This is a genomic window from Maritimibacter sp. HL-12 (genome assembly GCF_900177545.1).
Lineage (GTDB): Bacteria > Pseudomonadota > Alphaproteobacteria > Rhodobacterales > Rhodobacteraceae > Sinisalibacter.
Window position 1 is genome coordinate 2166025 of sequence record NZ_FXBQ01000001.1, and the last position, 25401, is coordinate 2191425.

General features: G+C 65.9%; 27 protein-coding genes. 13 read left to right on the plus strand and 14 right to left on the minus strand.

Annotated elements, in window-relative coordinates; translation table 11 throughout:
• Positions 1–63: 63 nt before the first annotated feature.
• Both B9Y97_RS10900 and phnE read left to right on the plus strand, forming a co-directional pair.
• Positions 64–849 (plus strand): phosphonate ABC transporter ATP-binding protein, encoded by a 786-nt coding sequence (locus tag B9Y97_RS10900; RefSeq protein WP_085526763.1) that lies wholly within the window; start codon positions 64–66, stop codon positions 847–849.
• Complete coding sequence (phnE, locus tag B9Y97_RS10905) at positions 846–1637, plus strand: phosphonate ABC transporter, permease protein PhnE (RefSeq protein ID WP_085526764.1); 792 nt, start codon at positions 846–848, stop codon at positions 1635–1637. Before B9Y97_RS10900 ends, phnE begins: the two co-directional genes overlap by 4 nt.
• Positions 1638–1740: 103 nt before the next feature.
• Here the strand turns inward: phnE and B9Y97_RS10910 are convergent, their stop codons facing one another.
• From B9Y97_RS10910 to B9Y97_RS10920, 3 genes are all read right to left on the minus strand, one after another.
• The gene (locus B9Y97_RS10910; protein WP_085526765.1) at positions 1741–3414 is read right to left on the minus strand and encodes an ABC transporter permease; all 1674 of its coding nucleotides are present in this window, start codon (positions 3412–3414) and stop codon (positions 1741–1743) included.
• A gap of 78 nt (positions 3415–3492) precedes the next feature.
• Entirely contained in the window at positions 3493–4452 is a 960-nt protein-coding gene (locus B9Y97_RS10915; RefSeq protein ID WP_085526766.1) for an ABC transporter substrate-binding protein, read from the minus strand.
• Positions 4453–4474: 22 nt separating this feature from the next.
• Positions 4475–5503 carry an ABC transporter ATP-binding protein gene (locus tag B9Y97_RS10920; protein ID WP_254900897.1) on the minus strand — a complete coding sequence of 343 codons (1029 nt, stop codon included), beginning with the start codon at positions 5501–5503 and terminating at the stop codon, positions 4475–4477.
• Positions 5504–5630: 127 nt separating this feature from the next.
• Between B9Y97_RS10920 and B9Y97_RS18440 the strand changes: the two genes are divergently transcribed.
• A complete protein-coding gene (locus B9Y97_RS18440) occupies positions 5631–6086 on the plus strand; it encodes a hypothetical protein (RefSeq protein ID WP_217809450.1) in 456 nt (151 codons plus the stop codon).
• A gap of 203 nt (positions 6087–6289) precedes the next feature.
• Here B9Y97_RS18440 and carB read toward each other — a convergent pair whose 3' ends face one another.
• Entirely contained in the window at positions 6290–9595 is a 3306-nt protein-coding gene (carB, locus tag B9Y97_RS10930) for a carbamoyl-phosphate synthase large subunit (protein WP_085526768.1), read from the minus strand.
• 137 nt (positions 9596–9732) lie between these two features.
• The gene (locus B9Y97_RS10935) at positions 9733–10953 is read right to left on the minus strand and encodes an SAM-dependent methyltransferase (protein WP_085526769.1); all 1221 of its coding nucleotides are present in this window, start codon (positions 10951–10953) and stop codon (positions 9733–9735) included.
• 246 nt (positions 10954–11199) lie between these two features.
• Between B9Y97_RS10935 and aspS the strand changes: the two genes are divergently transcribed.
• Positions 11200–12999, plus strand: coding sequence for an aspartate--tRNA ligase (gene aspS, locus B9Y97_RS10940; protein ID WP_085526770.1), 1800 nt, complete (start codon positions 11200–11202; stop codon positions 12997–12999).
• A 64-nt stretch (positions 13000–13063) separates the two neighbouring features.
• Here the strand turns inward: aspS and B9Y97_RS10945 are convergent, their stop codons facing one another.
• Positions 13064–13207 (minus strand): hypothetical protein, encoded by a 144-nt coding sequence (locus B9Y97_RS10945; protein ID WP_254900898.1) that lies wholly within the window; start codon positions 13205–13207, stop codon positions 13064–13066.
• Between the two features lie 237 nt (positions 13208–13444).
• On the opposite strand from B9Y97_RS10945, the gene B9Y97_RS10950 reads away from it, so the two are divergent.
• Positions 13445–14164 (plus strand): GNAT family N-acetyltransferase, encoded by a 720-nt coding sequence (locus tag B9Y97_RS10950; RefSeq protein WP_085526772.1) that lies wholly within the window; start codon positions 13445–13447, stop codon positions 14162–14164.
• Here the strand turns inward: B9Y97_RS10950 and B9Y97_RS10955 are convergent.
• Positions 14161–14868 (minus strand): response regulator, encoded by a 708-nt coding sequence (locus B9Y97_RS10955; protein ID WP_085526773.1) that lies wholly within the window; start codon positions 14866–14868, stop codon positions 14161–14163. The genes B9Y97_RS10950 and B9Y97_RS10955 overlap by 4 nt on opposite strands.
• 129 nt (positions 14869–14997) lie before the next feature.
• Here B9Y97_RS10955 and mce point away from each other — a divergent pair, with 129 nt between their 5' ends.
• Together mce and B9Y97_RS10965 are read left to right on the plus strand one after the other, a co-directional pair.
• Positions 14998–15402, plus strand: a complete 405-nt coding sequence (gene mce, locus B9Y97_RS10960) for a methylmalonyl-CoA epimerase (RefSeq protein ID WP_085526774.1) — start codon at positions 14998–15000, stop codon at positions 15400–15402.
• Positions 15402–15683, plus strand: a complete 282-nt coding sequence (locus B9Y97_RS10965; protein ID WP_085526775.1) for a DUF1467 family protein — start codon at positions 15402–15404, stop codon at positions 15681–15683. Before mce ends, B9Y97_RS10965 begins: the two co-directional genes overlap by 1 nt.
• A 72-nt stretch (positions 15684–15755) precedes the next feature.
• On the opposite strand, the gene B9Y97_RS10970 is transcribed toward B9Y97_RS10965, so the two are convergent.
• Genes B9Y97_RS10970 through B9Y97_RS10980 form a run of 3 tightly spaced genes read right to left on the minus strand, consistent with a single transcriptional unit; the run spans position 15756 to position 18185 of the window.
• Entirely contained in the window at positions 15756–16442 is a 687-nt protein-coding gene (locus tag B9Y97_RS10970; protein WP_139828423.1) for an EI24 domain-containing protein, read from the minus strand.
• Positions 16442–17020, minus strand: a complete 579-nt coding sequence (locus tag B9Y97_RS10975; protein WP_085526777.1) for a nitroreductase family protein — start codon at positions 17018–17020, stop codon at positions 16442–16444. The genes B9Y97_RS10970 and B9Y97_RS10975 overlap by 1 nt, the downstream gene beginning before the upstream one ends.
• Positions 17021–17069: 49 nt before the next feature.
• A complete protein-coding gene (locus tag B9Y97_RS10980) occupies positions 17070–18185 on the minus strand; it encodes a class II histone deacetylase (protein WP_085526778.1) in 1116 nt (371 codons plus the stop codon).
• 59 nt (positions 18186–18244) lie between these two features.
• On the opposite strand from B9Y97_RS10980, the gene B9Y97_RS10985 reads away from it, so the two are divergent.
• The gene (locus B9Y97_RS10985) at positions 18245–18499 is read left to right on the plus strand and encodes a DUF167 domain-containing protein (RefSeq protein WP_085526779.1); all 255 of its coding nucleotides are present in this window, start codon (positions 18245–18247) and stop codon (positions 18497–18499) included.
• A gap of 92 nt (positions 18500–18591) precedes the next feature.
• Here B9Y97_RS10985 and B9Y97_RS10990 read toward each other — a convergent pair whose 3' ends face one another.
• The gene (locus B9Y97_RS10990) at positions 18592–18837 is read right to left on the minus strand and encodes a hypothetical protein (protein ID WP_085526780.1); all 246 of its coding nucleotides are present in this window, start codon (positions 18835–18837) and stop codon (positions 18592–18594) included.
• A 116-nt stretch (positions 18838–18953) separates the two neighbouring features.
• Between B9Y97_RS10990 and B9Y97_RS10995 the strand changes: the two genes are divergently transcribed.
• The 3 genes from B9Y97_RS10995 to B9Y97_RS11005 are packed head-to-tail and all read left to right on the plus strand — an operon-like array spanning position 18954 to position 19981.
• Positions 18954–19214: a DUF6455 family protein gene (locus B9Y97_RS10995; RefSeq protein ID WP_139828278.1), complete on the plus strand. Its 261-nt coding sequence runs from the start codon at positions 18954–18956 to the stop codon at positions 19212–19214.
• Positions 19215–19259: 45 nt separating this feature from the next.
• Positions 19260–19619 carry a YigZ family protein gene (locus B9Y97_RS11000; RefSeq protein ID WP_085526782.1) on the plus strand — a complete coding sequence of 120 codons (360 nt, stop codon included), beginning with the start codon at positions 19260–19262 and terminating at the stop codon, positions 19617–19619.
• Positions 19616–19981 carry a diacylglycerol kinase gene (locus B9Y97_RS11005; RefSeq protein WP_254900899.1) on the plus strand — a complete coding sequence of 122 codons (366 nt, stop codon included), beginning with the start codon at positions 19616–19618 and terminating at the stop codon, positions 19979–19981. Before B9Y97_RS11000 ends, B9Y97_RS11005 begins: the two co-directional genes overlap by 4 nt.
• 23 nt (positions 19982–20004) lie before the next feature.
• Here the strand turns inward: B9Y97_RS11005 and rimO are convergent, their stop codons facing one another.
• The 3 genes from rimO to B9Y97_RS11020 form a co-directional block, all read right to left on the minus strand.
• Positions 20005–21372: a 30S ribosomal protein S12 methylthiotransferase RimO gene (rimO, locus tag B9Y97_RS11010; RefSeq protein WP_085526783.1), complete on the minus strand. Its 1368-nt coding sequence runs from the start codon at positions 21370–21372 to the stop codon at positions 20005–20007.
• An 85-nt stretch (positions 21373–21457) separates the two neighbouring features.
• Positions 21458–22054, minus strand: a complete 597-nt coding sequence (locus B9Y97_RS11015) for a GcrA family cell cycle regulator (RefSeq protein ID WP_085526784.1) — start codon at positions 22052–22054, stop codon at positions 21458–21460.
• Between the two features lie 61 nt (positions 22055–22115).
• The gene (locus tag B9Y97_RS11020) at positions 22116–23009 is read right to left on the minus strand and encodes a DMT family transporter (RefSeq protein ID WP_085526785.1); all 894 of its coding nucleotides are present in this window, start codon (positions 23007–23009) and stop codon (positions 22116–22118) included.
• Between the two features lie 259 nt (positions 23010–23268).
• Between B9Y97_RS11020 and B9Y97_RS11025 the strand changes: the two genes are divergently transcribed.
• Together B9Y97_RS11025 and argF are read left to right on the plus strand one after the other, a co-directional pair.
• Positions 23269–24450 carry an aspartate aminotransferase family protein gene (locus B9Y97_RS11025; RefSeq protein WP_085526786.1) on the plus strand — a complete coding sequence of 394 codons (1182 nt, stop codon included), beginning with the start codon at positions 23269–23271 and terminating at the stop codon, positions 24448–24450.
• Positions 24447–25373, plus strand: coding sequence for an ornithine carbamoyltransferase (argF, locus tag B9Y97_RS11030; RefSeq protein ID WP_085526787.1), 927 nt, complete (start codon positions 24447–24449; stop codon positions 25371–25373). The genes B9Y97_RS11025 and argF overlap by 4 nt, the downstream gene beginning before the upstream one ends.
• Positions 25374–25401: the final 28 nt, after the last annotated feature.

The following is a 25401-nucleotide window of genomic DNA, read 5'->3' on the forward strand; positions in this document are numbered from 1 at the left end:
GACCATCCAGTTGGATCGGTCGCCCTTTGCCGTTTCTGCGCGGATACCTGAAAGGATTGCCCCATGACCCCTGCCATCGAGACCGAAGACCTGCGTGTCAGCTACGGCAAACTGGAGGTCTTGCGCGGCGTGACCTTGGGTATCCCGGCGCAACAGGGCGTGGTTCTGCTGGGTGCGAATGGCTGCGGCAAGTCAACCCTCATGCGCAGCCTGAACGCGCTGGAAAAGCCGCAGTCGGGCACGATCCGGATCCACGGCGAAACCCTGTCCACCGCCTCCGGCACCCGGCTGCGCGAGATCCGGCGTGGCATGGGATATGTCTTTCAGCAATTCAACCTCGTTCCACAGTTGAGCGCCTTCCAGAACGTGCTCCTCGGGGCGATGGGGCGGCACCGCCTGGGCCTGCTGGGCTGCCTGAGCCTGACGGCAAGTGCGGAGGAACGCGCGCGCGCGATGCACAGTCTCGAACGGGTGGGGATGGTCGACCGCGCCCTCCACCGCCCGGCGGAACTGTCGGGCGGCCAGCAGCAGCGGGTGGCGATCGCCCGGATGCTGATGCAGGCCCCCCGCGTCGTCGTCGCCGACGAACCGATTGCCAGCCTTGATCCGAAAGCCGGGCGCGAGGTGCTTGACCTGTTGTGGCGGGTTGTGCGCGAGGAAGGGTTGAGCATGTTGTGCACCCTGCACCAGCTTGATCTCGCGCGCGAATATGCCGATCGGGTCATCGGCCTGAAGGCCGGCCGGGTCGCGGTCGATGCGGCGATCGGAGACACCGACACCGAGCAGCTCAACGCGCTCTATTCCGGGATGACCGATCAGGACGACGAGCCTGCGGGGGTCGCGGCATGAGCGAGCACACGAACATTCCGCCCCGTTTCCGTGCACCTTCGGCGCTTACCTGGGTGCTGGTGGTGGGGTTTGCGGCCTTTTTTATCCAGGGCATCGTCGCCTCCGACATCTCGCTCGACCGGCTGGTGCGGGGGGCGAGCAATCTCGTGCGGTTTCTCGGGCAGGCGGTGCCGCCCGATTTCTCGCGCGCGCCCAACATCGCCGATGCCATGCTGGAGACGTTGAACATCGCGGTGGTCGGAGTGACCTTCGGCTGCATCCTCTCGGTGCCCCTGGCACTTCTGGCGGCGCGCAACACCGCACCGAATGCGCTGGTGCGCACCTTTGCCCGTTTCGTCATCTCCGTTTCGCGCACCATCCCCGATCTGATCTGGGCGCTGATCTTCGTGGTGACCGTGGGGCTTGGGCCGCTTGCCGGTATCCTTGCCATCATCATGGACACCATCGGCTTTGCCGCACGGTTCTATTCCGAACGCTTCGAGGAGGTTCAGAAGGGCCCGTCCGAGGCTCTGACCTCGACCGGGGCGGGCCGTCTGTCGGTGATCCTGGGTGCGATCCTGCCGGAAAGCTTCGCCTCGATGACAGCGACATCTCTGTTCAGTGTCGAAAAGGCGATCCGCTCGGCGGTCACGCTTGGCCTTGTCGGAGCGGGCGGGATCGGCGTTGAACTGTCCACCGCGATGCGTCTGTTCCGCTATGATCAGGCCGCTGCGATCATCCTCGTCATCCTCGTGGTGGTAGTTGCCTTCGAGCAACTCTCGTCCACGATCCGCAAACGGATCATCTGAGCGGCCTCGCCAAGCGCGATCCGGGCCGTGCTCTGCGACCGGCCAGCACCTTGGCTCGACGGTCAAGCGGGCCGATGCAGGTTTTCGGCGTGCCCTTCCGGCATCAGCCGGAAAACGCGCTGCTGCCCTGCCGTGCCAGCCACAGGTTGACCGCGAGCAAGATGCCCGAGGTGATGGTGATCGCGATCATGCTCATTGCCATGCCGGTCTGAACCGAGCCCTGTTCGAACTGCGCGAAAACGAAGGTGCCCACCGTGCGCATGCCCGCCGGGGCCAACATGATCGACGCAACCAGTTCGCGCGAGGCGATGGCGAATACCAGCATCATTGCGGCAATCAGCGACGGCGCGATCAGCGGCAGGGTGACATGGCGCAGCGCCTGCATCTGGCTCGCGCCCGCCACCCGTGCGGCATCGTCCAGTGAACCGGAAATCTGCCGAAGCCGGGCAATGGCATAGCGGATCGGGTAGGGCAGCAGGATGCCGATATAGGCGATCAGCAGGATTGCCGCGGTCCCGTAGAGCGAGATCGGCAGATAGGGCGAGTTCCAGGCCAGGATGATCCCCACCGCCAGAACGATGGCCGGGATGGCATTGGGCAGGACCGACAACCCGTCCATCAGCGCGCGCCCCCTGCCGGTGCCGCGCACGACGATATAGGCAACCAGCCCGCCAATCGCGGCGGTGGCCAGGGCCGTGAGAACCGCCAGCCATCCGCTGGTTATCAGGGCCTGAACCGCGCGGCTGCCTTGCTGAAAGATCTCCGCATAGTGACAGGTATCGAAATTCGACCAACTGAGCCCGCCCGAGATCGTCGCCGTGAACGAGGTGACGGCAATTGCCGCAAGCGGGATCACCACGCCAATCGCGGCGACCAGCGCGAACAGCCCCAGCACGGGCCAGCGCCACGCCCCGAGATCGGCCTGGTCCAGATCGGCGGGTTTCCCGGTCTGGCTGATGTAGGACCGCCGCGTGGCGATCCAGTTCTGAAGCGTGAAGGCGGCGAGCACCATTGCCATCAGCATTACCGAGCCGAGCGCCGCGCCGGAGAGGTCGATCGGCCAGTCCGACAGGCGGTTGTAGATGCCTGTGACCAGCACCTCGAAGCCGGTGCGCGCGGCCAGGGCGGCGGGCGTGCCGAATTCCTCGATCGACATCGCAAAGACGATCAAGAGGCTGGCCGCGATGGCCGGGATCGAGAGCGGCAAGGTGATCAGGAAGAACGCCTGCAACTTGCGCGCGCCGTGCACGCGCGCCGCGGCGGCAAAGCGCCCGCCGACCATCTCCAGCGCGCGCGACACCGCGAAATAGACCAGCGGAAACAGGTTCAGCGTCATCACGAAGGCGACCCCGGTGAAACTGAACAGGAAGTCGCCCATGTCGAACCCGAGAAGTTGGAACAGATAACCGCGCGGTTGCAGCGTCATCATCCAGGCAATCGCGGCGATGAAGGGGGGGATCAGGAACGGGATCAGGAACACGACGTCCCAGCCGCGCGCACCCGGGATGTGAAACAACCCGCGCAGCACCCCGATCGGCAGGCCAAAGAGCAGGCTTCCCAGCATCACCGAGAATGCGAGCATCAAGGTGTTGCGGGCCTGCAGCAAGAGGCGGTCGTTCTCGGTGATGATGACAAGCTTGGAAAAGGCACCTTCGAGCGATCCGCGCGCGAAGTCGGGGAAGATCGCCTGCAGGATGATGAACAGGACCGGCAGGCCGACGAGGATCAACAGCGTTGAAGCAGCGAGAACCGTCAGGATTGATTGCGTGCGCACCATCCGGGCCGACCTTTCAGGGCAGGAAAAACAGGTATGGCCCCGAAACCGGTCGGGGCCATACGCAAGCGTCGGGTGGGATCAGCGATTGATGACGGTCTCGTTGAACCGGGCGATGATCTCGTCGCGGCGGGCGGACACCGCATCGGCATCCACATCGATCACGCTCAGATCATTGATTCCCGGACGCAGGCCCTCGATATCGGTGCGCGACGGCATCAGGTAGGTTTGCGACACGAGCGCCTGTCCGGCCTCGGACAGCACGAAATCGACGAACGCCTTGGCCGCGTCCGCGTTGTCGGTGGAGTTCAGGATCATGATCGGACGTGGTGCGATCACGGTGCCGCTCGCCGGGGTGATGACCTCGATCGATTCCCCGGCCGCCGCGCGGCCATAGCTGATGTAATCCACCGCACCGAACACGACGGCCTTGGCCCCTTGCAGAACCGGGTTCAGCGCCGCGGCATTGGGGCCGGGCACGATCATCTGGTTGTCGGCCAGTCCGGCGAGCAGGGTCCAGGCCTCGTCGCCCATCGCGGCCTCAAGTCCGGCAACAAGGTCGAACGCCGCGCCCGATTGTGCCGGGTCCGGCATCGTGATCAGGTCGCGATAGGCTTCATCGGTCAGGTCGGCCCATTCGTTCGGGCGCGCAACGCCGCTTTGGGAGTTCCAGACCATCGCCAAAGCGGAAATGCCCTGCGCCGTGTAGTGGCTGTGTTTCAGGAAATCGGGGACCGTGTCGGCATTGGGCGAGGTGTATTCCATCAGCAGGCCACGCGCGTGCATGTCTTCTGCCGACCCCCAGCTTGCCGAGACGACAACATCCGCCTGCGGGTTGGATTCCTCGGCCTCGAGCCGCGCCATGACCTTGCCGGTCGTGGCCTGGAACAATTCGACGGCGATTCCGGTTTCGGCCTGAAAAGCTTCGGCCAGCGCATCGGCCAGGCCGCCCGGGCCAGCGGTGTAGACGGTGAGAGTTTCGGCATTGGCGGCGCCCGTCATGAGACCGAGCGAGGCGGCGAGGAGTGTTGTTCTGAGCATTGGAACTTCCTGTTTTGGATGGTCAGTGAGGAAAGACACGCAAGCGATCGGGATCGATCGCCAACGAGATCTGGCTGTGGAGGGGAGCGGGCTGATCTGCCGGGCAGACCAGGCTTGCAGCATCGCCGCCGAGACCAAGATGCAGAAGGTATCGGTCGCCCTGAAACTGGCAGCGCAACACCTGTGCCATCAGCGCACCGGCCGGATCGGGGCGAACGGCGGTGCGCGGGATCAGAACCCGCGCTGGCCCGGTTGGTGCCGACTGCCGCAGGTCGGGCAGGTTCAACCTGTCGCGGTTGCAGGTGAAGCCCCGCGTCTGGCAGACATTGCCGTCAATCAGCGCGCCGATGTTGAGAAATTGCGCCACCTCGACCGAGGCCGGCGAGGAAAACAGCCGCTCTGGCGTGTCGATCTGCGCGATCTCGCCGTCGAGCATCACCGCCACGCGATCGGCAATGGTGAAGGCTTCGGACTGGTCATGGGTGACGTAGATGGCGGAAAGCCCCAACTCGCGCAGCAATGCGCCCATCTCAAGGGCCAGGCCCTCGCGCAATTCGCGGTCGAGGTTCGAGAGCGGTTCATCGAACAGCACCAGCGGCGGCTCGGCCACGATCGCCCGCGCCAGCGCCACGCGCTGCTGCTGCCCGCCCGACAGCGTGCCGGGAAAGCGATCCGCGAGATGCGACAGCCCCACGCGGTCCAGCGCGCGCATCGCGTTGCCCCCCCGCTCGGTGCGGCCTTGCCGACGCATGCGCAAGGGAAAGGCGACGTTGTCTAAAACGCTCAGGTGGGGCCAGATGGCGTAGTCCTGAAACACCATGCCGATCCCGCGCCGCTCGGGCGGGGCATTGAAGCCGGAGCCATCGACGACGCGCCGGCCGGCAATCTCCATCTGCCCCGAGGTTGCCGTGAGCAGCCCGGCAGCGATGCGCAACAGCGTGGTCTTGCCGCAGCCGGACGGACCCAGAAGGGCCACCACCTCGGACGGGGCGAGGTCAAGGTCGATGTTGCGCAGAACCTTGGTATCACCGAAGGATTTGGCGATCTTCATTGCCTGAAGAGCGAAGGGCCGATGAACAGGCGCATCCGTAATCATGCGCCCTCGTTAACAAGACCCGGTAACGGTTTCATGACGGGGCGCGGAACGGGCGTTGCCTCGGTTTTTCCGAGACCGCGCCATGCAGGGCCGGGCCCGCACCGAACAGGAAAACTGCTGGCGCGGGCTTCAGAACGGCCTTTTCGACCTGTATTCCTCGGATCACTGTCCGTTCCGGTACGCTGGCGACACCGGCAAGCGTTCGCCCGCCGGACTACGGAGCTTCCGGCACATCCCGAACGGTATCCCCGGCGTAGAGACGCACTTGCCGATCCTGTTTTCTGAAGGCGTGATGAAAGGCCGGATCGACCTGCCGCGCTTCGTCGCGCTGACCGCCACGAACCATGCGCGGACCTACGGCCTTTATCCGCGCCGTTTCAGCGAGCGCCGCTTAGAAAAGCGAGCAAAAGAAAACGCGGGCCGGCTTGCCTTGATCCGGAACCCGGTGCACGGTTTCGTTCCCGAAGGCGGATCGAGCATTTCCGATGATTGCTTCATTCAGACGCATCAGGCACCGCAGACAAGCCCGCAAACTTGAGCGGATCATCCCGAACCCGCGCTCGTCGTCGCCAAAGGGCCATTTTCGGCCCCTCAAGCGTAAGAGCTACGCGACGTCTGTTCTGATCACCGCACTGGGTCGGCTGGCCATCCTGGCCGGCCTCGTGGTTCTGGCCATCGTGCTCTACCCGCTCTTGCCGTCTCGATAGGCCTGCGTGCATCGGGCAACGATGGGCCCGCGCGTCACTCCTGCAGTGATCTTACCTCGATCTCGCCTTCCTCGCGGGCCTTCATCGCCAGCGTTGCAGCATGGGCACCGGCGGCGGTGGTGAAGTAGGGGATCTTGTCGTAGAGCGCGACGGCGCGGATCTCGCGGCTGTCTTCCACCGCCTGCACACCTTCGGTGGTGTTGAACACCAGTTGCACTTCACCGTCTTTCAAGCGGTCGACGATGGTGCGCCCGCCCTCGTAGACCTTGTTCACCGTCTCGGCCTCGATGCCGTTCTCGGTGAGCCAGGCGGCGGTGCCGCGCGTCGCGAAGATCGAGAAACCGAGCGCACTGATGGTGCGAGCGGTTTCCAGCATCTGGGCGGTCTTGTCGTCATCGCGGATCGAGATGAAGACGCAACCGCTTTCGGGCAGGTGCGTGCCGGCTCCCATCTGCGCTTTCAGGAAGGCGCGGGGGAAGGACTTGTCCCAGCCCATCACCTCGCCGGTCGAGCGCATCTCGGGGCCGAGAATGGTATCGACGCCGGGGAAACGGGCGAAGGGCAGCACCGCCTCCTTGACCGAGAACCACGGCATGTTCGGGTTCACCCTGGTGAGCGGGCTTGCCCCCTTGGTGCCTGCTGCGCGCATCGGGAAATTGCTCATCGGCTCGCCAGCCATGAGGCGGGCGGCGATCGAGGCGATCGCGCTGTCGGTGGCCTTGGCGACGAAGGGCACGGTGCGGCTGGCGCGCGGGTTGACCTCGATGAGGTAGACCTCGCCATCCTTGACCGCGAATTGCACGTTCATCAGCCCGACCACGCCGAGCGCCAGCGCCAGCGCCTCGGTCTCGCGTTCGATCTCGGCGATCACGTCCTTGGGCAGCGAGTGCGGCGGCAGGCAGCAAGCGCTGTCGCCAGAATGCACGCCGGCCTCCTCGATGTGCTGCATGATCCCGGCGACGTGGACTTCCTTGCCGTCGCAGAGCGCATCCACGTCGACCTCGACCGCACCCGAGAGGTAGCTGTCGAGCAGAACCGGGCTTTTCCCGGAGACCACCACCGCCTCGCGAATGTAGCGGCGCAGGTGGTCCATGTCGCGCACGATTTCCATCGCCCGGCCGCCCAGAACGTAGGACGGGCGGATCACCAGCGGGAAGCCGATGCGTTCGGCTATGGCAAAGGCCTGCTCGTCGGTCGAGGCGATGCCGTTGACCGGCTGCCTGAGCCCGAGACGGTTGACCAGATCCTGGAACCGCTCGCGGTCTTCGGCGAGGTCGATGGCGTCGGGCGTGGTGCCGAGAATCGGGATGCCCGCTTCGTGCAGCGCGCCGGCGATCTTGAGCGGGGTCTGGCCGCCGAACTGGACGATCACGCCATGCAGCGTGCCCGCTTCCTGCTCGACGCGCAGGATTTCCATCACGTGCTCGAAGGTGAGCGGCTCGAAATAGAGCCGGTCGGAGGTGTCGTAGTCAGTCGAGACGGTCTCTGGGTTGCAGTTGACCATGATCGTCTCGTATCCGGCATCGGTCAGCGAGAAACAGGCGTGGCAGCAGCAGTAGTCGAACTCGATGCCCTGTCCGATCCGGTTCGGGCCGCCGCCGAGAATGACCACCTTCTTGCGATCCGAGGGCCGCGCCTCGCATTCCACCTCGCCCATCATCGGGGCTTCATAGGTGGAATACATGTAGGGCGTCTGCGCCTCGAACTCGGCGGCGCAGGTGTCGATCCGCTTGAACACCGCGGTGACGCCAAGGTTGATCCGGGCGCGGCGGATGTTGTCTTCGTCGCGCCCGGTGAGGGTGGCGAGGCGGGCATCGGTGAAGCCCATCATCTTGAGCGCGCGCAGGCCCTCTTCGGACACCGGCAGGCCGTTGCGCCGCACCTCGTCCTCGACCTCGACGATCTCGCGGATCCGGGCGAGGAACCACGGGTCGAAGTCGGTCACGCCGTTGATCTCGTCGTCGGTCAGCCCCTCGCGCATGGCTTGCGCGATCACCCGGATCCGGTCGGGCGACTTGTCGGACAGCGCCTTCATCACCGCCGCCTTCTCCGGCGCGCCCTCGATCTCGATCTCGTCGAACCCGGTCAGCCCGGTTTCCATCGAGGCGAGCGCCTTTTGCAGCGACTCGTGGATCGTGCGCCCGATCGCCATCGCTTCGCCGACCGATTTCATCGCCGTGGTCAGCTCGGGCTTCGAGCCGGGAAACTTCTCGAATGCAAAGCGTGGAATCTTGGTGACCACGTAGTCGATCGTCGGCTCGAAGCTCGCGGGCGTGACCTTGGTGATATCGTTGTCCAGCTCGTCGAGCGTGTAGCCCACGGCGAGCTTGGCCGCGATCTTGGCGATCGGAAAGCCGGTGGCCTTCGAGGCCAGCGCCGAGGACCGGCTCACCCGCGGGTTCATCTCGATCACGACCATGCGCCCGTCGACCGGGTTGACCGCCCATTGCACGTTGGAGCCGCCGGTTTCCACCCCGATTTCGCGCAGCACGTTGATGCTGTGCGTGCGCATGATCTGGTATTCCTTGTCGGTCAGGGTCAGCGCGGGCGCGACGGTGATCGAGTCGCCGGTGTGCACGCCCATCGGGTCGATGTTCTCGATCGCGCAAACGATGATTGCGTTGTCGGCCTTGTCGCGCACGACCTCCATCTCGAATTCTTTCCAGCCGAGCAGGCTTTCGTCGACGAGGATCTGGCCGACCGGGCTGGCATCCATGCCCGAGTGGCAGAGCCGCTCGTAGTCTTCGCGGTTGTAGGCCACGCCGCCGCCGGTGCCGCCGAGCGTATAGGCCGGCCGAATGATCGCGGGCAGGCCGATATCGTCGAGCACCTCCATCGCAAGGTCCAGGCCCGCACGCAGGTCGCGCCTGCCGTTCTCAAGCTTGGGCGCGGTGACGATGGTCGCGCGCGGGTTCTCGATGCCGAGCCGGTCCATCGCCTCGCGGAACAGCTTGCGATCCTCGGCCATCTCGATGGCCTCGCGTTTGGCTCCGATCAATTCGACGCCGTGTTCGGCGAGAACCCCCATGTCATCGAGCGCCAGCGCGGTGTTGAGCCCGGTCTGCCCGCCCATCGTCGGCAGGAGGGCGTCGGGCTTTTCCCTGGCGATGATCCTGGCCACCACCTCGGGGGTGATCGGCTCGATGTAGGTGGCGTCGGCCATCTCCGGATCGGTCATGATCGTGGCCGGGTTGGAGTTGACGAGGATCACCCGGTACCCTTCCTCGCGCAGCGCCTTGCAGGCCTGTGCGCCGGAATAGTCGAACTCGCAGGCCTGCCCGATGATGATAGGCCCCGCGCCGATGATCATGATCGAGTTGATATCGGTTCTCTTCGGCATATCGGACCCCTTGGCAGCAGCGGTTGACGGGCGGGATTCCCCCGCGCACGCAAATTGTCGTGGGTTATAGACATGGTGCCACCGGGCGCAAGGCTTGATCTGGCGGGTTCACCGGCCGCGAAGGGAGTGGCGGCGGCTTATCGCGAGGCACCGGGCAGGTTGGTGGCATGGTATAGGTAATCGCGGGTGATCGGTGCCGCATCGAGCCGCTTGGCAAGCTGGGCCTGGTAGACCAGGAGCGTGCCGACCTCGAACGAGGCTTCCATCGACGCAAGATACCAGCGCCACATCCGCACGAAGCGATGATCGTAGAGGGCGCGCGCTTCATCGGCGCGGGCCATGAAACGGTCGAGCCAGTGTCCCAGCGTCTTGGCATAGTGGAGCCGAAGCGCCTCGATATCGCTGGTGACGAGGAACTGCCGGTCGATCGCACGCTGCATCTCGGAGAGCGCAGGGGTGTAGCCGCCCGGAAAGATGTACTTCACGATCCATGGCTCGGATTCGTTGGGCGGGCCGACATGGCCGATGCTGTGGATGAGCGCGAGCCCGTCGTCGGCCAGCGCGTTTCGCACGAAGCCGAAATACTCGTTGTAATGCGGCACGCCGACATGCTCGAACATGCCGACCGAAACGATCCGGTCGAAGGTTTCGCTGACCTCGCGGTAGTCGCACAGCCGGAAATCGACCTTGCCCTCCAGCCCGGCCGCGCGCACACGCTCGGTGGCCAGCGCGTGCTGTTCCTTCGAGAGTGTCACCCCGACAACCTCGGCACCGTAATCCCGCGCCAGCGTCAGCCCCATGCCACCCCAGCCGCAGCCGATATCAAGCACCCGCATGCCCGGCTCGATGCACAGCTTCTTGGCGATGTGATGTTTCTTGGCGGCCTGCGCCTCTTCGAGCGTCATCTCGGGATGCGCGAAGTAGGCGCAGGAATATTGCCGGTCTTCGTCGAGGAAGAGATCGTAAAGCGCGCGCGAAAGATCGTAGTGGTGCGAGACGTTGCGCTGCGCCTTGCCGACCGGCGCGAACTGCCTCAGCCGCCGCCGGGCGCGCCGCGCGAGTTGCAAAGGTTCAAGAAACCATGGCTGGCCGGTGGCGTTGACGTTCGGGATGATCAGCCGGAAGAACCCCCTCAGATCGTCGCCCTCAACCTCGAGTGTGCCCGCCATGTAGGCCTCGCCGATGGCCAGCGACGGGTTGCGCAGGATGCGGAAAGGAAGTGCCGAGTCGGTCAGCCTGAGCGCGATTTCCGGCTCGCCCCGGCCGTAGCTCCGACTGGTCCCGTCAGGCAGGGTCAGCCGCAGCGTGCCCCTGCGCACGATATGGGTCAGCATCCGGTCAAGCAGCGTGGTCCACATCACGGCCCCTTTCCCCGGCCCGAGCGGGCCGGTGCGCTTTCAGTCTCCTTGCTCTTTGCCTGCGCTTTTCGCGCAAGGTGGCATCCTGCCTGTTCACGGGGGCAATTCTTTTGCCACACGCCCGAAAAAGTAAAGATTTTTCCCAAAAACCCGACCCCGCGCCCTCACGCAAGGGCGCTAGGCTTGACTTCCCGGGCGGCGCGCGCTGTATCGGCGCGGATGACACTCGAGCCCCAGGGGACGACAATGCACAAGTATCGCAGCCACACCTGCGCCGACCTTCGCAAGACAAACGTGGGCGACATCGTCCGCCTTTCCGGCTGGGTGCACCGCGTGCGCGATCACGGCGGCATCCTGTTCATCGACCTGCGCGATCATTACGGCGTCACCCAGGTGCTCGCCGACCCCGACAGCCCGGTGTTTGCCGATGTCGAGAAGGTGCGCTCGGAATGGGTGATCCGGATCGACGGCAAGGTGCTGGCGCGCGAAGACAGCCTGGTGAACCCCAAGCTGCCGACCGGCGAGATCGAGGTGTTCATCCAGGACATGGAAGTGCTCGGCGCGGCAGACGAACTGCCGCTGATGGTGTTCGGCGAACAGGAATACCCGGAGGAAACCCGCCTGCGCTATCGCTACCTCGATCTGCGCCGCGAGAAGATGCAGGAAAACATGAAGCTGCGCTCCGACGTGGTGGCCTCGATGCGCAAGCGGATGTGGGACAAGGGCTTTCGCGAATACCAGACCCCGATCATCACCGCGTCCTCCCCCGAAGGCGCGCGCGACTTCCTCGTGCCCTCGCGGCTGCACCCCGGCAAGTTCTACGCCCTGCCGCAGGCACCGCAGCAGTTCAAGCAGCTCCTGATGGTGTCGGGCTTCGACAAGTATTTCCAGATCGCGCCCTGTTTCCGCGACGAAGACCCGCGCTCCGACCGTTCGCCCACCGACTTCTACCAGCTCGACATGGAGATGAGCTTTGTCGAGCAGCAGGAGGTGTTCGACACCATCGGCCCGGTGCTTGAAGGCGTGTTTGCCGAGTTCGCCGAGGGCCGCAAGGTGGATGCCTACGCCGACTGGCCGCAGATCAGCTACCGCGACTCGGCGCTCTGGTATGGCACCGACAAGCCCGACCTGCGCAACCCGATCAGGATGCAAGACGTGAGCGAGCATTTCCGCGGCTCGGGCTTCGCGATCTTCGCCAAACTGCTGGAACAGGAAGGCACCGAGGTGCGCGCCATCCCCGCGCCGAAGGGCGGCAGCCGCAAGTTCTGCGACCGGATGAACGCCTTTGCCCAGAAAGAGGGTCTGCCGGGGATGGGGTATATTTTCTGGCGGGAAGGCGACAACGGGATCGAAGCCGCCGGCCCCCTCGCCAAGAACATCGGCCCCGAGCGCACCGAGGCGATCCGCCAGCAGCTTGGCCTTGGCGTTGGCGATGCCGCCTTCTTCCTCGGCGGAAAGCCCAAGAGCTTCCAGCGGGTCGCGGGGCTTGCGCGCGACGTGATCTGGGCCGAGACCCCGAAAGACCCGGAAGACGAGAACTGGCGCGCCCGCTTTGCCTTCGCCTGGATCGTCGATTTCCCGATCTACGAGCAGGACGAGGAAACCGGCGAGATCGACTTCGAGCACAACCCGTTCTCGATGCCGCAGGGCGGGCTGGAGGCGCTGGAAGGCGATCCGCTGAACGTGCTCGGCTACCAGTATGACCTTGCCTGCAACGGGGCCGAGATCCTCTCGGGCGCGATCCGCAACCACAAGCTCGAGATCATGTTCAAGGCCTTCGAGATCGCCGGTTACGACGAGGCCGAGGTGCGCCGGCGCTTCGGCGGCATGGCGGGGGCCTTCCACTACGGCGCGCCGCCCCACGGCGGTTGTGCGGCGGGGATCGACCGCATCGTGATGCTGCTGGCCGAGGAGGAGAACATCCGCGAGGTCATGCTCTTCCCGATGACCCAGCGCGCCGAAGACCTGATGATGGGCGCGCCGAGCTTGCCCGACAACGCGCAACTGCGCGAGCTTCACCTGAGGGTGATCGAACCCGAGGCGTGAAGAGGTAACGGCGGCGCGCTCTGCCAAGCGCGCCGCCGTCGGAACGGTTCTCTGGGGAACCGGGTCAACCTGGTGAATGATCCGCCATGCTCTCCACCTGGTCCGAAACGGTGGTGCCGAGGTCGATGACATCGCTTGCCAGGATGCCGACGACCGAGATTGCCAGAAGCACAAGCCCGGCCAGCAGCACCACCCAATCGATTGTCACGCTCCCATCTTCACGCCGCGCGAACCGGTGAGACATTCTCTTCATCCATACTCTCCCTGCGCCGCTCCGGGCGCTTTGAACTCGTTACCTTGAACCTTCACCTTCGGTCATTCTTGGCTTCAATTCGGGCGGGAATGCGGAACGCCCGGGCCGCAATCGGATCGCTCGCAGGGATTTACAAAGGCAGTGAAACCCGAAAAAACAAACCCGAGCGGCTGGGCGAGGGGTGACATGGGCATGCGCGAGGCGCGCGACATCGGGGCGATTGTCGAGGGCTGGGTGCCGCCACCGCGGCCGGGAAAACTCGCGCTCGAAGGCCGTTTTGCCCGGCTCGAACCGCTCTCGCCCGACAGGCACGCGGCGCAGGTGTTCAAGGCAAACAGCGCTTCCGATTCGATCTGGGAGTTCCTGCCCTACGGCCCCTTCGCCTCGGCGTCCGCCTATCACCGCTGGATGCGGGACGTCACCGCGAGCGATGACCCGAACTTCCTGGCCATCTTCAACCGCGACAGCGGACACTGGGAGGGGGTCGCAAGCTATCTGCGCATCAAGCCCGAGACCGGGTCGATCGAGGTCGGTCATATCAACTTTTCGCCCGCGCTGGCCCGCACCCGGGCGGCCACGGAGGCGATGTTCCTGATGATGCAATGGGCCTTCGAGGCCGGATACCGGCGCTACGAGTGGAAATGCGACGCCCGCAACCTCGCCTCGCGCCGCGCCGCCGAACGCTTGGGGCTGAGCTACGAAGGCACCTTCCGGCAGGCCGCCGTGATCAAGGGGCGCAACCGCGACACCGCCTGGTTCGCCGCGATCGACAGCGAATGGCCGGCGCTCAAGGAAGCCTTCCTTGCCTGGCTTTCGCCGGGCAACTTCGACGGTGCCGGGTGCCAGCGCGAACGGCTCGGCGACCTCACCCGGCTGGTGCGTGCGGCCGACGATCCGGCGCTGCGCGCCTAGACGGCCCGCACCGCTGCCAGTCGCGCCTCCACGATCCCGGCCAGCCGCGCGACATCGGTGTGCAGCGCCGCGCCTCCACGCACAGTGTCGCGAAGGCTTTCGGCCACCGCTTCGAGCGCCGTGTCATGGGCACTGCGCGCCACCCCACCGAGAAATTGCGCGGCGTAATCGAGATCGCTGCCGACATCGCGCCGCATCAGCTTCGCGATGTGTTCCAGGTCGTCGGCCAGCGCCACTGGATCGGGCGCAACCTGCTCGGTGCTCACGGCCCGCGGACCGCGCCCCGCGGGCAAGTGCCGCAAGACCGCCTGCTGGAACCGCGCCACGCTATCGATCGGCTTGGCAAGAAACCCGTCGGCACCCGCCCGCATGGCCGCCGCCTCGGCCCCCGCATCGCCGCTCATTCCGATCAGCACCGGCAGGCGCGGCTGTGCCCCGGCGAGGGCGGCGATGAGATCGGCCCCCGATCCGTCGGGCAGCCCCATGTCGACGATCGCCAGGCCCGGACGATAGACCGCGAGATGGCGATACGCCGCCGCCAGGCTATCGGCCCGGCGCACCCGTGCACCGGAGTGCAGGCACAGAAGCCGAATCGCCTCGGAGGCAAAGCGGCTGTCTTCCACCACGAGAACGGTCATGCCCTGAAGCGGGCGTTCGGGCGCGGGCTGCGGCTGGCTTCGATATACTCTGCTGTCGTCGGTCATGCCGTCTCTCCTTTCCACCGGTCGAGCCAAGCACAGAATTGGCTAACAGCCGGTTAACGCGCGCCCGGCCGGGCTTGCGTGCGTGAAAACCCCAATGCATAAGCGCAGGAAAGCCGGGAGGAGACCCAGATGATCGGACGCCTGAACCATGTTGCCATCGCGGTGCCGGACCTCGACGCCGCCGCCGCGCAATACCGCGACACGCTCGGCGCGGATGTCGGCGCGCCGCAGGACGAGCCCGATCACGGCGTCACCGTGGTATTCATCACCCTGCCCAACACCAAGATCGAACTGCTCTACCCGCTCGGCGAAAACTCCCCGATTGCGGGATTCCTCGAGAAAAACCCCTCCGGCGGCATCCATCACGTCTGCTACGAGGTCGACGATATCCTCGCCGCGCGCGACCGTCTGAAGGCGCAGGGCGCGCGCGTGCTCGGCACCGGCGAGCCGAAGATCGGTGCCCATGGCAAGCCCGTGCTCTTCCTGCATCCGAAGGATTTCAACGGCACCCTGATCGAACTGGAGCAGGTCTGATGTCGATCACCGGGGCGATCGTTCTTTTCGTGGTCATCTGGTTTCTGACGATGTTCGTCGTGCTGCCGATCCGCGCCCGCAGTCAAGCCGACGCCGGTGAGGTCGTGCCCGGCACCCCCGAAGGCGCGCCCGCCGACTTCCGGCTCGGCAGAACCGCGTTGATCGTCACCCTCTGGACGATCCCGCTCTGGGGCATCGTCATGGCTGTTATCGTGACTGGCCTGATCAGCGTCGAAAGCCTCGACTGGATGGACTTGCTGGGCGAGCGGGTGCCGAACTAGCCATCCGACCCCTGCTTCTTGGGTCAAAAAATACCTCGGGGGGTGCGGGGGGCTGGCCCCCCGCTCCTGCGCTTACCGCCCGGCGAGGCGGTGATACATATGCGTGAAGGTGGCCGCCCCGAGCACCGGGATCACCAGGTTGAGCAAGGGTACCGACAGCGGTACCGCCATCAGCGTTCCGGCAAACCATATCTGGCCCGCGTGCCTGCGCCGCAGCCGGTTCGCGCCTTCACGCCCCTCGCGGCGCATCGCTGCCATCTGGAAGAATTCACGCCCCAGAAGGTAGCCGTTCACCGCCCAGAACAGCACCGGTGCCAGCGGGCCGACGAACAGCAGCAAGACCAGGGCGACGAGGTTCACCGCCACCGTCACCCCGATCAACGAAATCGAATCGCGCAAGGTTTCCAGCACTGGGATATGACCGACCGGCGCGAGCCCCGGGTAGTGCCGCGCCTCCACCGCCTCGGCCACGTCATCGAGAAAGATCCCGGTGAAAGCTGCCGCCACCGGCACCATCAGCACCACCGAGAGCACCAGCATCAAGAGCACCGTGGCCCAGCTTGCCACGCTGTCGAGCCAGCCGATGTCGCCGATCCACGGCAGGGCGACGGTGTCGGGCACGAACAGCCCGACGAGCCAGGCAAAAAGCACCGTTGCCCCGACGAGCAGCGCAATCGTCAGGCCAAGGCCGAGCAGCAGCACGCGGCGAAAGGGCGGGTCGGGCAATTGGCCGAGAGCCTTGAAGAAATCCGAGAACATCATGTTTCCAGCCATGTCGTCTTGGCGTCGAGATCGGGGCGCGGGCGTTCTGGCGGCACGACGCGCTCGGTGCCGATGTGGATGAAGCCTGCGACGCTTTCATGGGCGGCGAGCCCGAGTCCCTTGCACACGAAATCGGTGTCGTGGCTGGTCCACCCGGTCAGCCAGTTCGCGCCCCAGCCCGAGGCCAGCGCCGCGTTGAGCAGCGCAAGGCAAACCGCGCCGGCGGAATATTGCTGTTCGACATGCGGCACCTTCTCGGACTCCACCGGCGAGAACACCACCGCCACGGTGAGATGCGAATCGGCGAACTGGCAGCGCGCCTTCTCGATCTTGTCCGGTGCCACGCCGAGGGCTTCGCCACGTTCCACGGCGAGACCGGCCAGCCGTTCCAGCGCCGGGCGCGTGAGCACCACGAAACGCCACGGCTCCAGTTTGCCATGGTCGGGGCTGCGTGCGGCGGCGGTGAGGATCGGCCTCAGCTCCGCGCGGTCGGGCACCGGCGTGGTCAGCGTCTTGGCCGGGCGCGAGCGGCGGTTGAGCAGAAAATCGAGCGCGGCCTGGTTCTTTTCGGGCATTCGTCCCTCCTGAGCGACGTTTCCCATGTCGGGGCAGGTGGCGGTAAGGTCAAGCGGGCCGGGCGAAACGGGCTTCGAAATCGTCGATCAGGTCGGAGAATACCGCCTGCATCCGGGCGTTGGGCTGGCGGGCCGCATAGGTCGCCGCCATTGGGTCGGGGGCAGTTGTGGCGCTGCCGGAAAGCTCCTCGATCACCGCATGGCCGCAGAACGGCACATACCACTCGGCATAACCGCCCTCATGCACCGCCACCACGCGGCCGCCGCAGAGCCGGTCGGCCAGACCCATCACCATCCGCGTCATCTCGCGGAAAGTGGCGGCATGGGCGAGCATGTGGCCAAGCGGATCGGCGGCGGCGGCATCATAGCCGCTGGCGATCACGATCGCTTCGGGGCGGTGCGCCTCGATCGCGGGCAGAACCAGACGCGCCATCGCCTCGATATAGGTCGCGTGTCCCGCGCCGGGAGGCAGCGGGATGTTGAGGTTCGCACCAAGCCCGGCACCTGCGCCGCGCGCCTCGATCTCGCCGGTGTCGAGCGGGTAATTGCGCTCCTGGTGGATCGAGATCGTGAGCACGTCGGGGTCGTCGTAGAACACCGCCTCGGTGCCGTTGCCGTGGTGCACGTCCCAGTCGAGCACCACGAAACGCCGCGCCAGCCCCGCCGCCTGCGCCGCGCGCACCGCCACGCCGATGTTGTTGATCAGGCAGAAGCCGTTCGGCACCTCGGGAAGTGCATGGTGTCCCGGTGGGCGCGAGAGCGCATAGGCATTGTCGAGCGCACCCTCCAGCACGGCGAACAGCGCCGCCTTCGCCAGCCCCGCCGACAGCGCGGCCACCTCGTAGCCGCCGGGACCAAAGGGCGCACGTTGGCCAATCTCGCCGCCGCCGGCATCCGACGCCGCCTTGAAGGCATCGAGGTAGGCGACAGGGTGCACCCGTTCGAGATCGTCCCGGCTGGCCAGGTCTGCACCGCGCACAACGAGGTCGCGCATCAACCCGGTGACTTCCATGAGGTTCTTCAGCCGCCGCTTGGTTTCGGGGTTTTCCGGCAGGCCGCCGCCAACCTGCGGCTGTACCAGCCCGCCCACCGGCAACATGCCTGCGAAATGTCCGCCTCCGTGCCAGAAGCACCGCTCATCGAAGAAAAATCCGGTCTTGCGCATGGCGCGCAGATTGACCGCCGCCGCTTGCCTTCGCAAGCCCCCTCGGAGAAACTCGTGCAATGAAAAAGGCCGCTCTCGCTCACCTCGCCCAATCCGGTGCCGAAATCGCCGTGCGGGTCACGCCGAGGGCGGCCCGCAACATGGTGACGGTAACTGAAACCGGGCTGAAAGTGTCTGTCACCACGGTGCCCGAGGATGGCAAGGCCAACGCCGCGGTGATCAAACTTGTCGCCCATGCCCTCGGGGTACCGAAATCGGCCCTCACCCTCACGCGCGGTGCCACGTCGCGCGACAAGACCTTCCGGCTCGACTGATCGCCACCGCGACCGGAACGCCTCGAAAGCTCAGGTGGTATCGACGGTCTGTGCGGACTTCGGTGTTGAAGTTGTTCGCCAGGGGCGCGCGCTCAATGCTCGCCGCCCTCGCGCACCAGCTTGTAAACCCCCTCGGGCAGATCAAGCGCGGCGGCGAGATCGCGCAACTGGCTGATGGAAAGCGTCACCCGCATCACCCGATCGGTGGTCGGCTCGTGCTGCTCAAGCGTTACGCAGTCATCGAAGGCATTGATGATCACATCCTCGCCAAGATGCGGCCCTTCCTCGTCGACGAGGGTGATGACGGTGGAATCAAATTCGTGCTCGATGGTGAACATGCGGCGAGTCTACGCCGGCGAGCTTCCGCCGCAAACCATGAATTCGCCCGGTCGATTTGATCTCGATCAAGGAATCGAGGGCGTTTGGCGGTTTTTCTCCGCATCCGGAGGCAAACATGAGCGAAGACGCGCACCGCGCCTATCACGAACACCTGCTCGGCCGGATGGCTGACGTGCTTGGGCTCGATCTCGATCTCGAGGTCGATCTGACACGCCTGAGCCGCGCCCAGGTGGAACGCGCGGTGAAGCGGTGCATGCAATGTCCCGATCCGTCGGGGTGCGAAATCTGGCTCGAAGAGCACGGTGCCGGGACCGACGAGGCCCCTCAGTTGTGCATGAACAAGGCCTTGCTCGAACATCTCCGCGACAGCTACTGATTGCCGAAGTCACCCACCGCCGCCATTATGGCGGAGGGAGGGACGATGCAGGTTTTCGAAAAGATCTTCACCGATCGCGGCTCGCGCTATGCCGTCTCCGGCGGCCCGGTGGCCGACCGAAACGCCGTGCGCGACTTCCTCAAGGATCTGGCCCGCCGCAAGGATTTCGCCCGCGCCACCCACAATTCATGGGCCGCGCTCCTGCCGGAGGGCCCGGCCAAGGGCGATGACGGCGAAGCAGGGGCCGGAGCGGTGATCTTGCGCAAGCTCGAAGGTGCCGGGCTCGAAGGTCACGTGGTGGTGGTCACACGCTGGTTCGGCGGCACGAAGCTCGGCGGCGACCGGTTCCGCCGGGTGGCAGATGCCGTCGACCACTACCTCGCCCACCGAAGGCCCGCACCGTGATCGCGCGCGAGTGGCGGCGTTTCGTTAACCGCTGCGTCTGGTCATGGGCGGGATGGCGCGATGCCTGGGCGCATGAGCCTTCGCTGGTGTTCTGGACGGTGATCGTCGCGCTTTCCAGCCTCGCCGCCTTTCTCCTGCCGCTCTCCGCAACCGAACGCCTGGTGATCCTGCCGCTCGGGGTTCTGGTTCTGGCCATGGAACTGATCAACACGGCAGTTGAGCGCGTTGTCGATCTCATCTCGCGTGATCACCACGATCTCGCGCGCCGCGCCAAGGATGCAGGCTCGGCCTCCGTCGCGCTCGCCGCCCTCGCCGGGGGCGTGGGATGGGTCGTGATCCTGACCGGGATGTTCATGGCCTGAACGGCCGCCCACGCAACCCCTTGTCAGACCAGCCGACCCCAAAGATCGTATTCGCTGGCCTCGTCCACCTCGACGGTGACGATGTCGCCCGGCGACAACGCCTCGAAACCGGCATCGACAAACAGGTTGCCGTCGATCTCCGGCGCGTCTGCCTTGGTGCGGCACACCGCGCCGTCGGCATCGACGCTATCGACGATCACCTCGACCCGCCTGCCGACTTTCGCCGCCAGCTTCGCCTCGGAAATCGCCTGTGCTTTCTCCATGAAACGCGCCCAGCGGTCCTGCTTGACCTCTTCCGGCACATGGTCGGCCAGGTCGTTCGCCGCCGCGCCTTGCACGTTCTCGTATTGGAAACATCCCACCCGGTCGAGCTGCGCCGCGTCGAGCCAGTCGAGCAGGGTCTGGAACTCGGCTTCGGTCTCGCCCGGATAGCCGACGATGAAGGTGGAGCGCAGGGTGATCTCCGGGCAGTCGCGCCGCCACGCCGCGATCTCGTCGAGCGTCTTCGCCGCCGCCGCCGGGCGGGCCATCCGCTTGAGCGTGTCGGGATGGGCGTGCTGGAACGGGATGTCGAGGTAGGGCAGGATCAGCCCCTCCGCCATCAGCGGGATCAGATCGCGCACATGCGGGTAGGGATAGACGTAGTGCAGCCGCACCCAGGCCCCGAGCCCGCCGAGATCGCGGGCAAGATCGGTGATATGGGCGCGGTGGCCGTTCGCGGTTTCGTGGCGCAGATCGACCCCGTAGGCCGAAGTATCCTGGCTGATGACGAGCAACTCGCGCACGCCCGCCTCCACCAGGCGCTCCGCTTCGCGCAGCACCGCATGGGCCGGTCGGCTCTGCAACCGTCCGCGCATCGCCGGGATGATGCAGAACTTGCAGTGGTGATTGCAGCCCTCGGAGATCTTGAGGTAGCTGTAGTGCCGCGGCGTCAGGCTCACGCCGCTTGCCGGCAGCAGATCGACGAACGGGTCCGGCGCGGGCGGGGCGGCGGCGTGGACCGCGTCGAGCACCTGCTCGTATTGCTGCGGTCCGGTGACCGCCATCACCGTCGGATGCGCCCCGGTGATATAGTCCGGCTCTGCCCCGAGGCAGCCGGTCACGATCACCTTGCCGTTCTCGCGCAGCGCCTCACCGATTGCCTCCAGGCTCTCGGCCTTGGCCGAATCGAGAAAGCCGCAGGTGTTCACGATCACCGCCTCGGCCCCGGCATAGTCTGCCGAGATCGCATATCCCTCGGCGCGCAGCCGGGTCAGAATACGCTCGCTGTCCACCAGCGCTTTCGGGCAGCCGAGACTCACCATGCCGATTTTCGGCTGGCCGGGCCGGGCGTCGTCGCGCAACACCGGGCGGGCGAGGTCGGGGCGAAGGTCGGGCGGGTTGCTCATCATGCCCCTTTTTCTTGGCTGAAATACTCCGGGGGGCCGGGGGGGCTGGCCCCCCCGCGGGTCGTCTCGGGCGCAGCCCGGGGCGAAACTACCTCTTGCGGTCGCGCCGCGAGCTCATCGGCTGGAATGCCACCCCGACATGCGCCTCGCAATAGGGCTTGCCCTGCTGCACCGGCAGACCGCAGAACCAGAAATCCGGCGTTGCCGGGTCGCCGATCGGCCATTTGCAGGTGCGTTCGGTCAGCTCCATCAGGGTCAGCTTCTTCGCGGTCTTTTCCACCTCGCGCACGGTTTCCAGCGCCTCGGGGCTGATCTCGTTCGCGCTGGGCTGTGGCGGCAGCGGCTGGCCCGCCGGGATGATCTGCTTTCGCATCGGGGTTTGCGCGGGCTTCTCGGCCGCTACCGGTTCCGGTGCGGGCTCGGCATCAGCGGTGTCGCTGCGCTTGGCCGGCGCGGCCTTCGGCTTCTGCGCGGCCTTGGCGGGCTTTTCCTTCGCGGCCGGTTTCGCGGCGGGTGCTGCCGGAGCCGCGCCGCCACCGGCCCGGTTCGACAATCCCAGACGATGCACTTTGCCGATCACCGCGTTGCGGGTGACGCCACCCAGCTCCTTGGCAATCTGGCTGGCCGACTGGCCTTCCCCCCACATCCGTTTGAGGGTTTCCACACGTTCTTCTGTCCAGGACATGTTCTTCCAATCCTTGCGAGGCCACCGACACGCGCCCTCGTTCCGCAAAACCCTATTCTAGTCACCCCTCCGGGCCGACACAAGCAGGCTGCCGCTGCCGTCCCTCGCGCCACGCGAGCAAGAGCCCGCCGGCGAGGATCACGCCCGCCCCGAACGCCGAGAGCGCATCGGGCAGCACATCGAATACGGCGAGGTCGTAGAGCGCGGCGAAGATCAGCGTGGCGTAGGAAAATGGCATCACGAAAGAGGCGTCCGCGCGGCGCATGGCCTGGATATACAGGCTCTGCGCCGCCGCCATGGTCACGCCGAGGGCCGCGAGGGTGGCCCATTGCGCCGGGGTCGGCCATTGCCAGACGAAGAGTGCCACGGCGGTGGCGATGAGCACCCCCAGCCCGTTGTTGATGAGCAGGATCTGCATCGGCCGCTCGCGCCCCGAGAGGAATTTCAGAATCGTGATCTCGGTGCCCATCACCGCCGCCGCAGCCAGCGCCACCAGTGCGCCGGGCTGAAAGGTGCCCGGCCCCGGACGGATCAGGACCAGCGCGCCGATGAGCGCGATCGCCGCGGCGATCCAGCGCCACGGGCCAACCTTCTCGCCGAGAAACAGGATCGCCAGGAACATCGCGAAAACCGGGTTGAGAAAGGTGATCGCGGTGGCGTCCGACAGCGGGATGAGCTGCACCGCGGCAAACATCAGCGTGACCCCGCCCCATCCGGTGAGGGTGCGCGCGAGGTGAAGCTTGATGTCGGGCTCGGTGATCGAGGGTCGCAGTACCGCCGTGGCGGTGGCGATGGCGAGGAAGCCGAAGAGAAACCGGCCCTGCGAGATCTGCAGCGGGTGCAGCCCGTCTTCGCCCGCGCCTGCCATCTTGGCGAACAGCGTCGTGCCGGCGATCAGCGCGGTGGCGGCCAACATGAAGCCGACGGCGGCGAGGGGATGAGGCGGGCGCAACATGTTTGCGCGTTAGCGCCCGGCGCGGACAAAGGGAAGCCCGAAATGCAGTGGCGTCCGCGAGGCCCTTGCCAGCGCGCGTGAAACCGGGCAAAGAGCGGCCATGAGCACCTGCACCCGATATGCCGAGACCCGACGCCGACGCACCCGCGCCTGACGCCTCGTCTGCTCATCTTGCGCCAAAGCGGCGCGTAACCACCCCAAATCGTTGACATGAGCCTGCCCTTGCGGCACCCAAAGGCTTCCTTGTGGAGATAGTCCCATGATCCCGTCGCTCCTGCCCACCTATGCGCGCGCGCCCCTCGCTTTCGAGCGGGGCGATGGCTCCTGGCTGGAGACGGCAGACGGGCGACGTTTTCTCGATCTGAGTTCCGGTATCGCGGTGAACGCGCTCGGCCATGCCCACCCCGCGCTGGTCGCCGCACTTACCGAGCAGGCCGCCAAGCTCTGGCACGTCTCCAACCTCTACCAGATCCCGGCACAGCAGGCGCTGGCCGACAGGCTGGTGGCGGCGACCTTCGCCGATACGGTGTTTTTCACCAATTCCGGCACCGAGGCGCTGGAACTGGCGGTGAAGATGGTGCGCAAGTACTGGTTTGAGAAAGGCCAGCCCGAGCGGATCGAGATCGTGACCTTCAGCGGCAGTTTCCACGGTCGTTCCACCGCGGCGATCGCGGCTGCGGGGTCGGAGAAGATGGTCAAGGGCTTCGGGCCGCTGATGCCCGGCTTCACCCATGTCGAATTCGGCGACCACGAGGCGCTGCGGGCGGCGATCAGCGAAAACACCGCTGCCGTGTTGATCGAGCCGGTGCAGGGCGAGGGCGGTATTCGTCCGGTGCCCGACCAGTGCCTCAAGGGCATGCGCGATCTCTGCGACGAGACCGGCGCGCTCCTTGTCTACGACGAGGTGCAATGCGGCATGGGGCGCACCGGCAAGCTGTTTGCCCATGAATGGGCCGGCATCGCGCCCGATATCATGATGGTCGCCAAGGGGATCGGCGGTGGCTTCCCACTTGGCGCGGTTCTGGCCACCGAGGCGGCGGCGGCGGGTATGACCTTGGGCAGCCATGGCTCCACCTACGGCGGCAACCCGCTGGGGTGCGCGGTCGGGGCGAAGGTGATGGAGATCATCGACGATCCCGACTTCCTCGCCGAGGTCCGCCGCAAGGCGGCCAGCCTGCACCAGCGCCTCGAAGGCCTGGTGGCGGTGCACCCGGAGGTGTTCGAAGAGGTCCGCGGGCTCGGCCTAATGCTCGGCCTGAAGTGCCGCGCGCCGAACACCGACGTGGTGAAGGCGGGATATGACGCGCATGTGCTCACCGTGCCTGCCGCCGACAACGTGGTGCGGCTGCTGCCGGCGCTTACCATCACCGATGATGACATCACCGAGGCCATCGAGCGGCTCGACGCCGCCGCTTCTGCCGTGAAAGGAACCGGCAAATGAGACACTTTCTCGATCTCGACAAGACCGACGCCGCCGACTTGCGCGCGATGATCGACCAGGCACACGCCATGAAGGCGACGCGGGATGGGCTGCCCAAGGGCACGCCCGATCTCGAAAAGCCGCTCACCAACCACATCGTCGCGTTGATCTTCGAGAAGCCCTCGACGCGAACCCGCGTCAGCTTCGACGTGGGCGTGCGCCAGATGGGCGGCGAGACCATCGTGCTCACCGGCTCGGAGATGCAGCTTGGCCACGGCGAGAGCATTGCCGATACCGCCCGCGTGCTCAGCCGCTACGTCGACATGATCATGATCCGCACCTATGACGAGACCTCGCTGCACGAACTCGCCGAGCATTCCAGCGTTCCGGTGATCAACGGCCTCACCAACCGCACCCACCCCTGCCAGATCATGGCCGACGTGCTGACCTTCGAGGAACATCGCGGACCGATCGCCGGCAAGAAAGTGGTCTGGATCGGCGACGGCAACAACGTCTGCGCTTCGCTGATCCAGGCGGCGGGACAGTTTGGTTTCGATTTCACTTTCACCGGGCCTGCGACGCTCGAACCGGAGATGGTCTATGTCGAGCAGGCCCGCGCCAAGGGGGTGCAGGTCAACATCATCCGCGACCCCGCCGAGGCTGTGGCGGGGGCCGATCTGGTGGTTACCGACACATGGGTGAGCATGCACGATGCGCTCTCGACCCGCGAGCGGCGGCACAACCAGCTCAGGCCCTATCAGGTCAACGAGGCCTTGATGGCGAAGGCGAAGCCGGACGCGCTGTTCATGCATTGCCTGCCGGCGCATCGCGGCGAGGAAGTCACCGACGCGGTGATGGACGGGCCGAACTCGGTGATCTTCGACGAGGCGGAAAACCGGCTGCACGCGCAGAAGGCGGTGATGCGCTGGTGCCTCGGGGCGTGAGCGCCGCGAAGCGGTGCGCCTTCGGCGC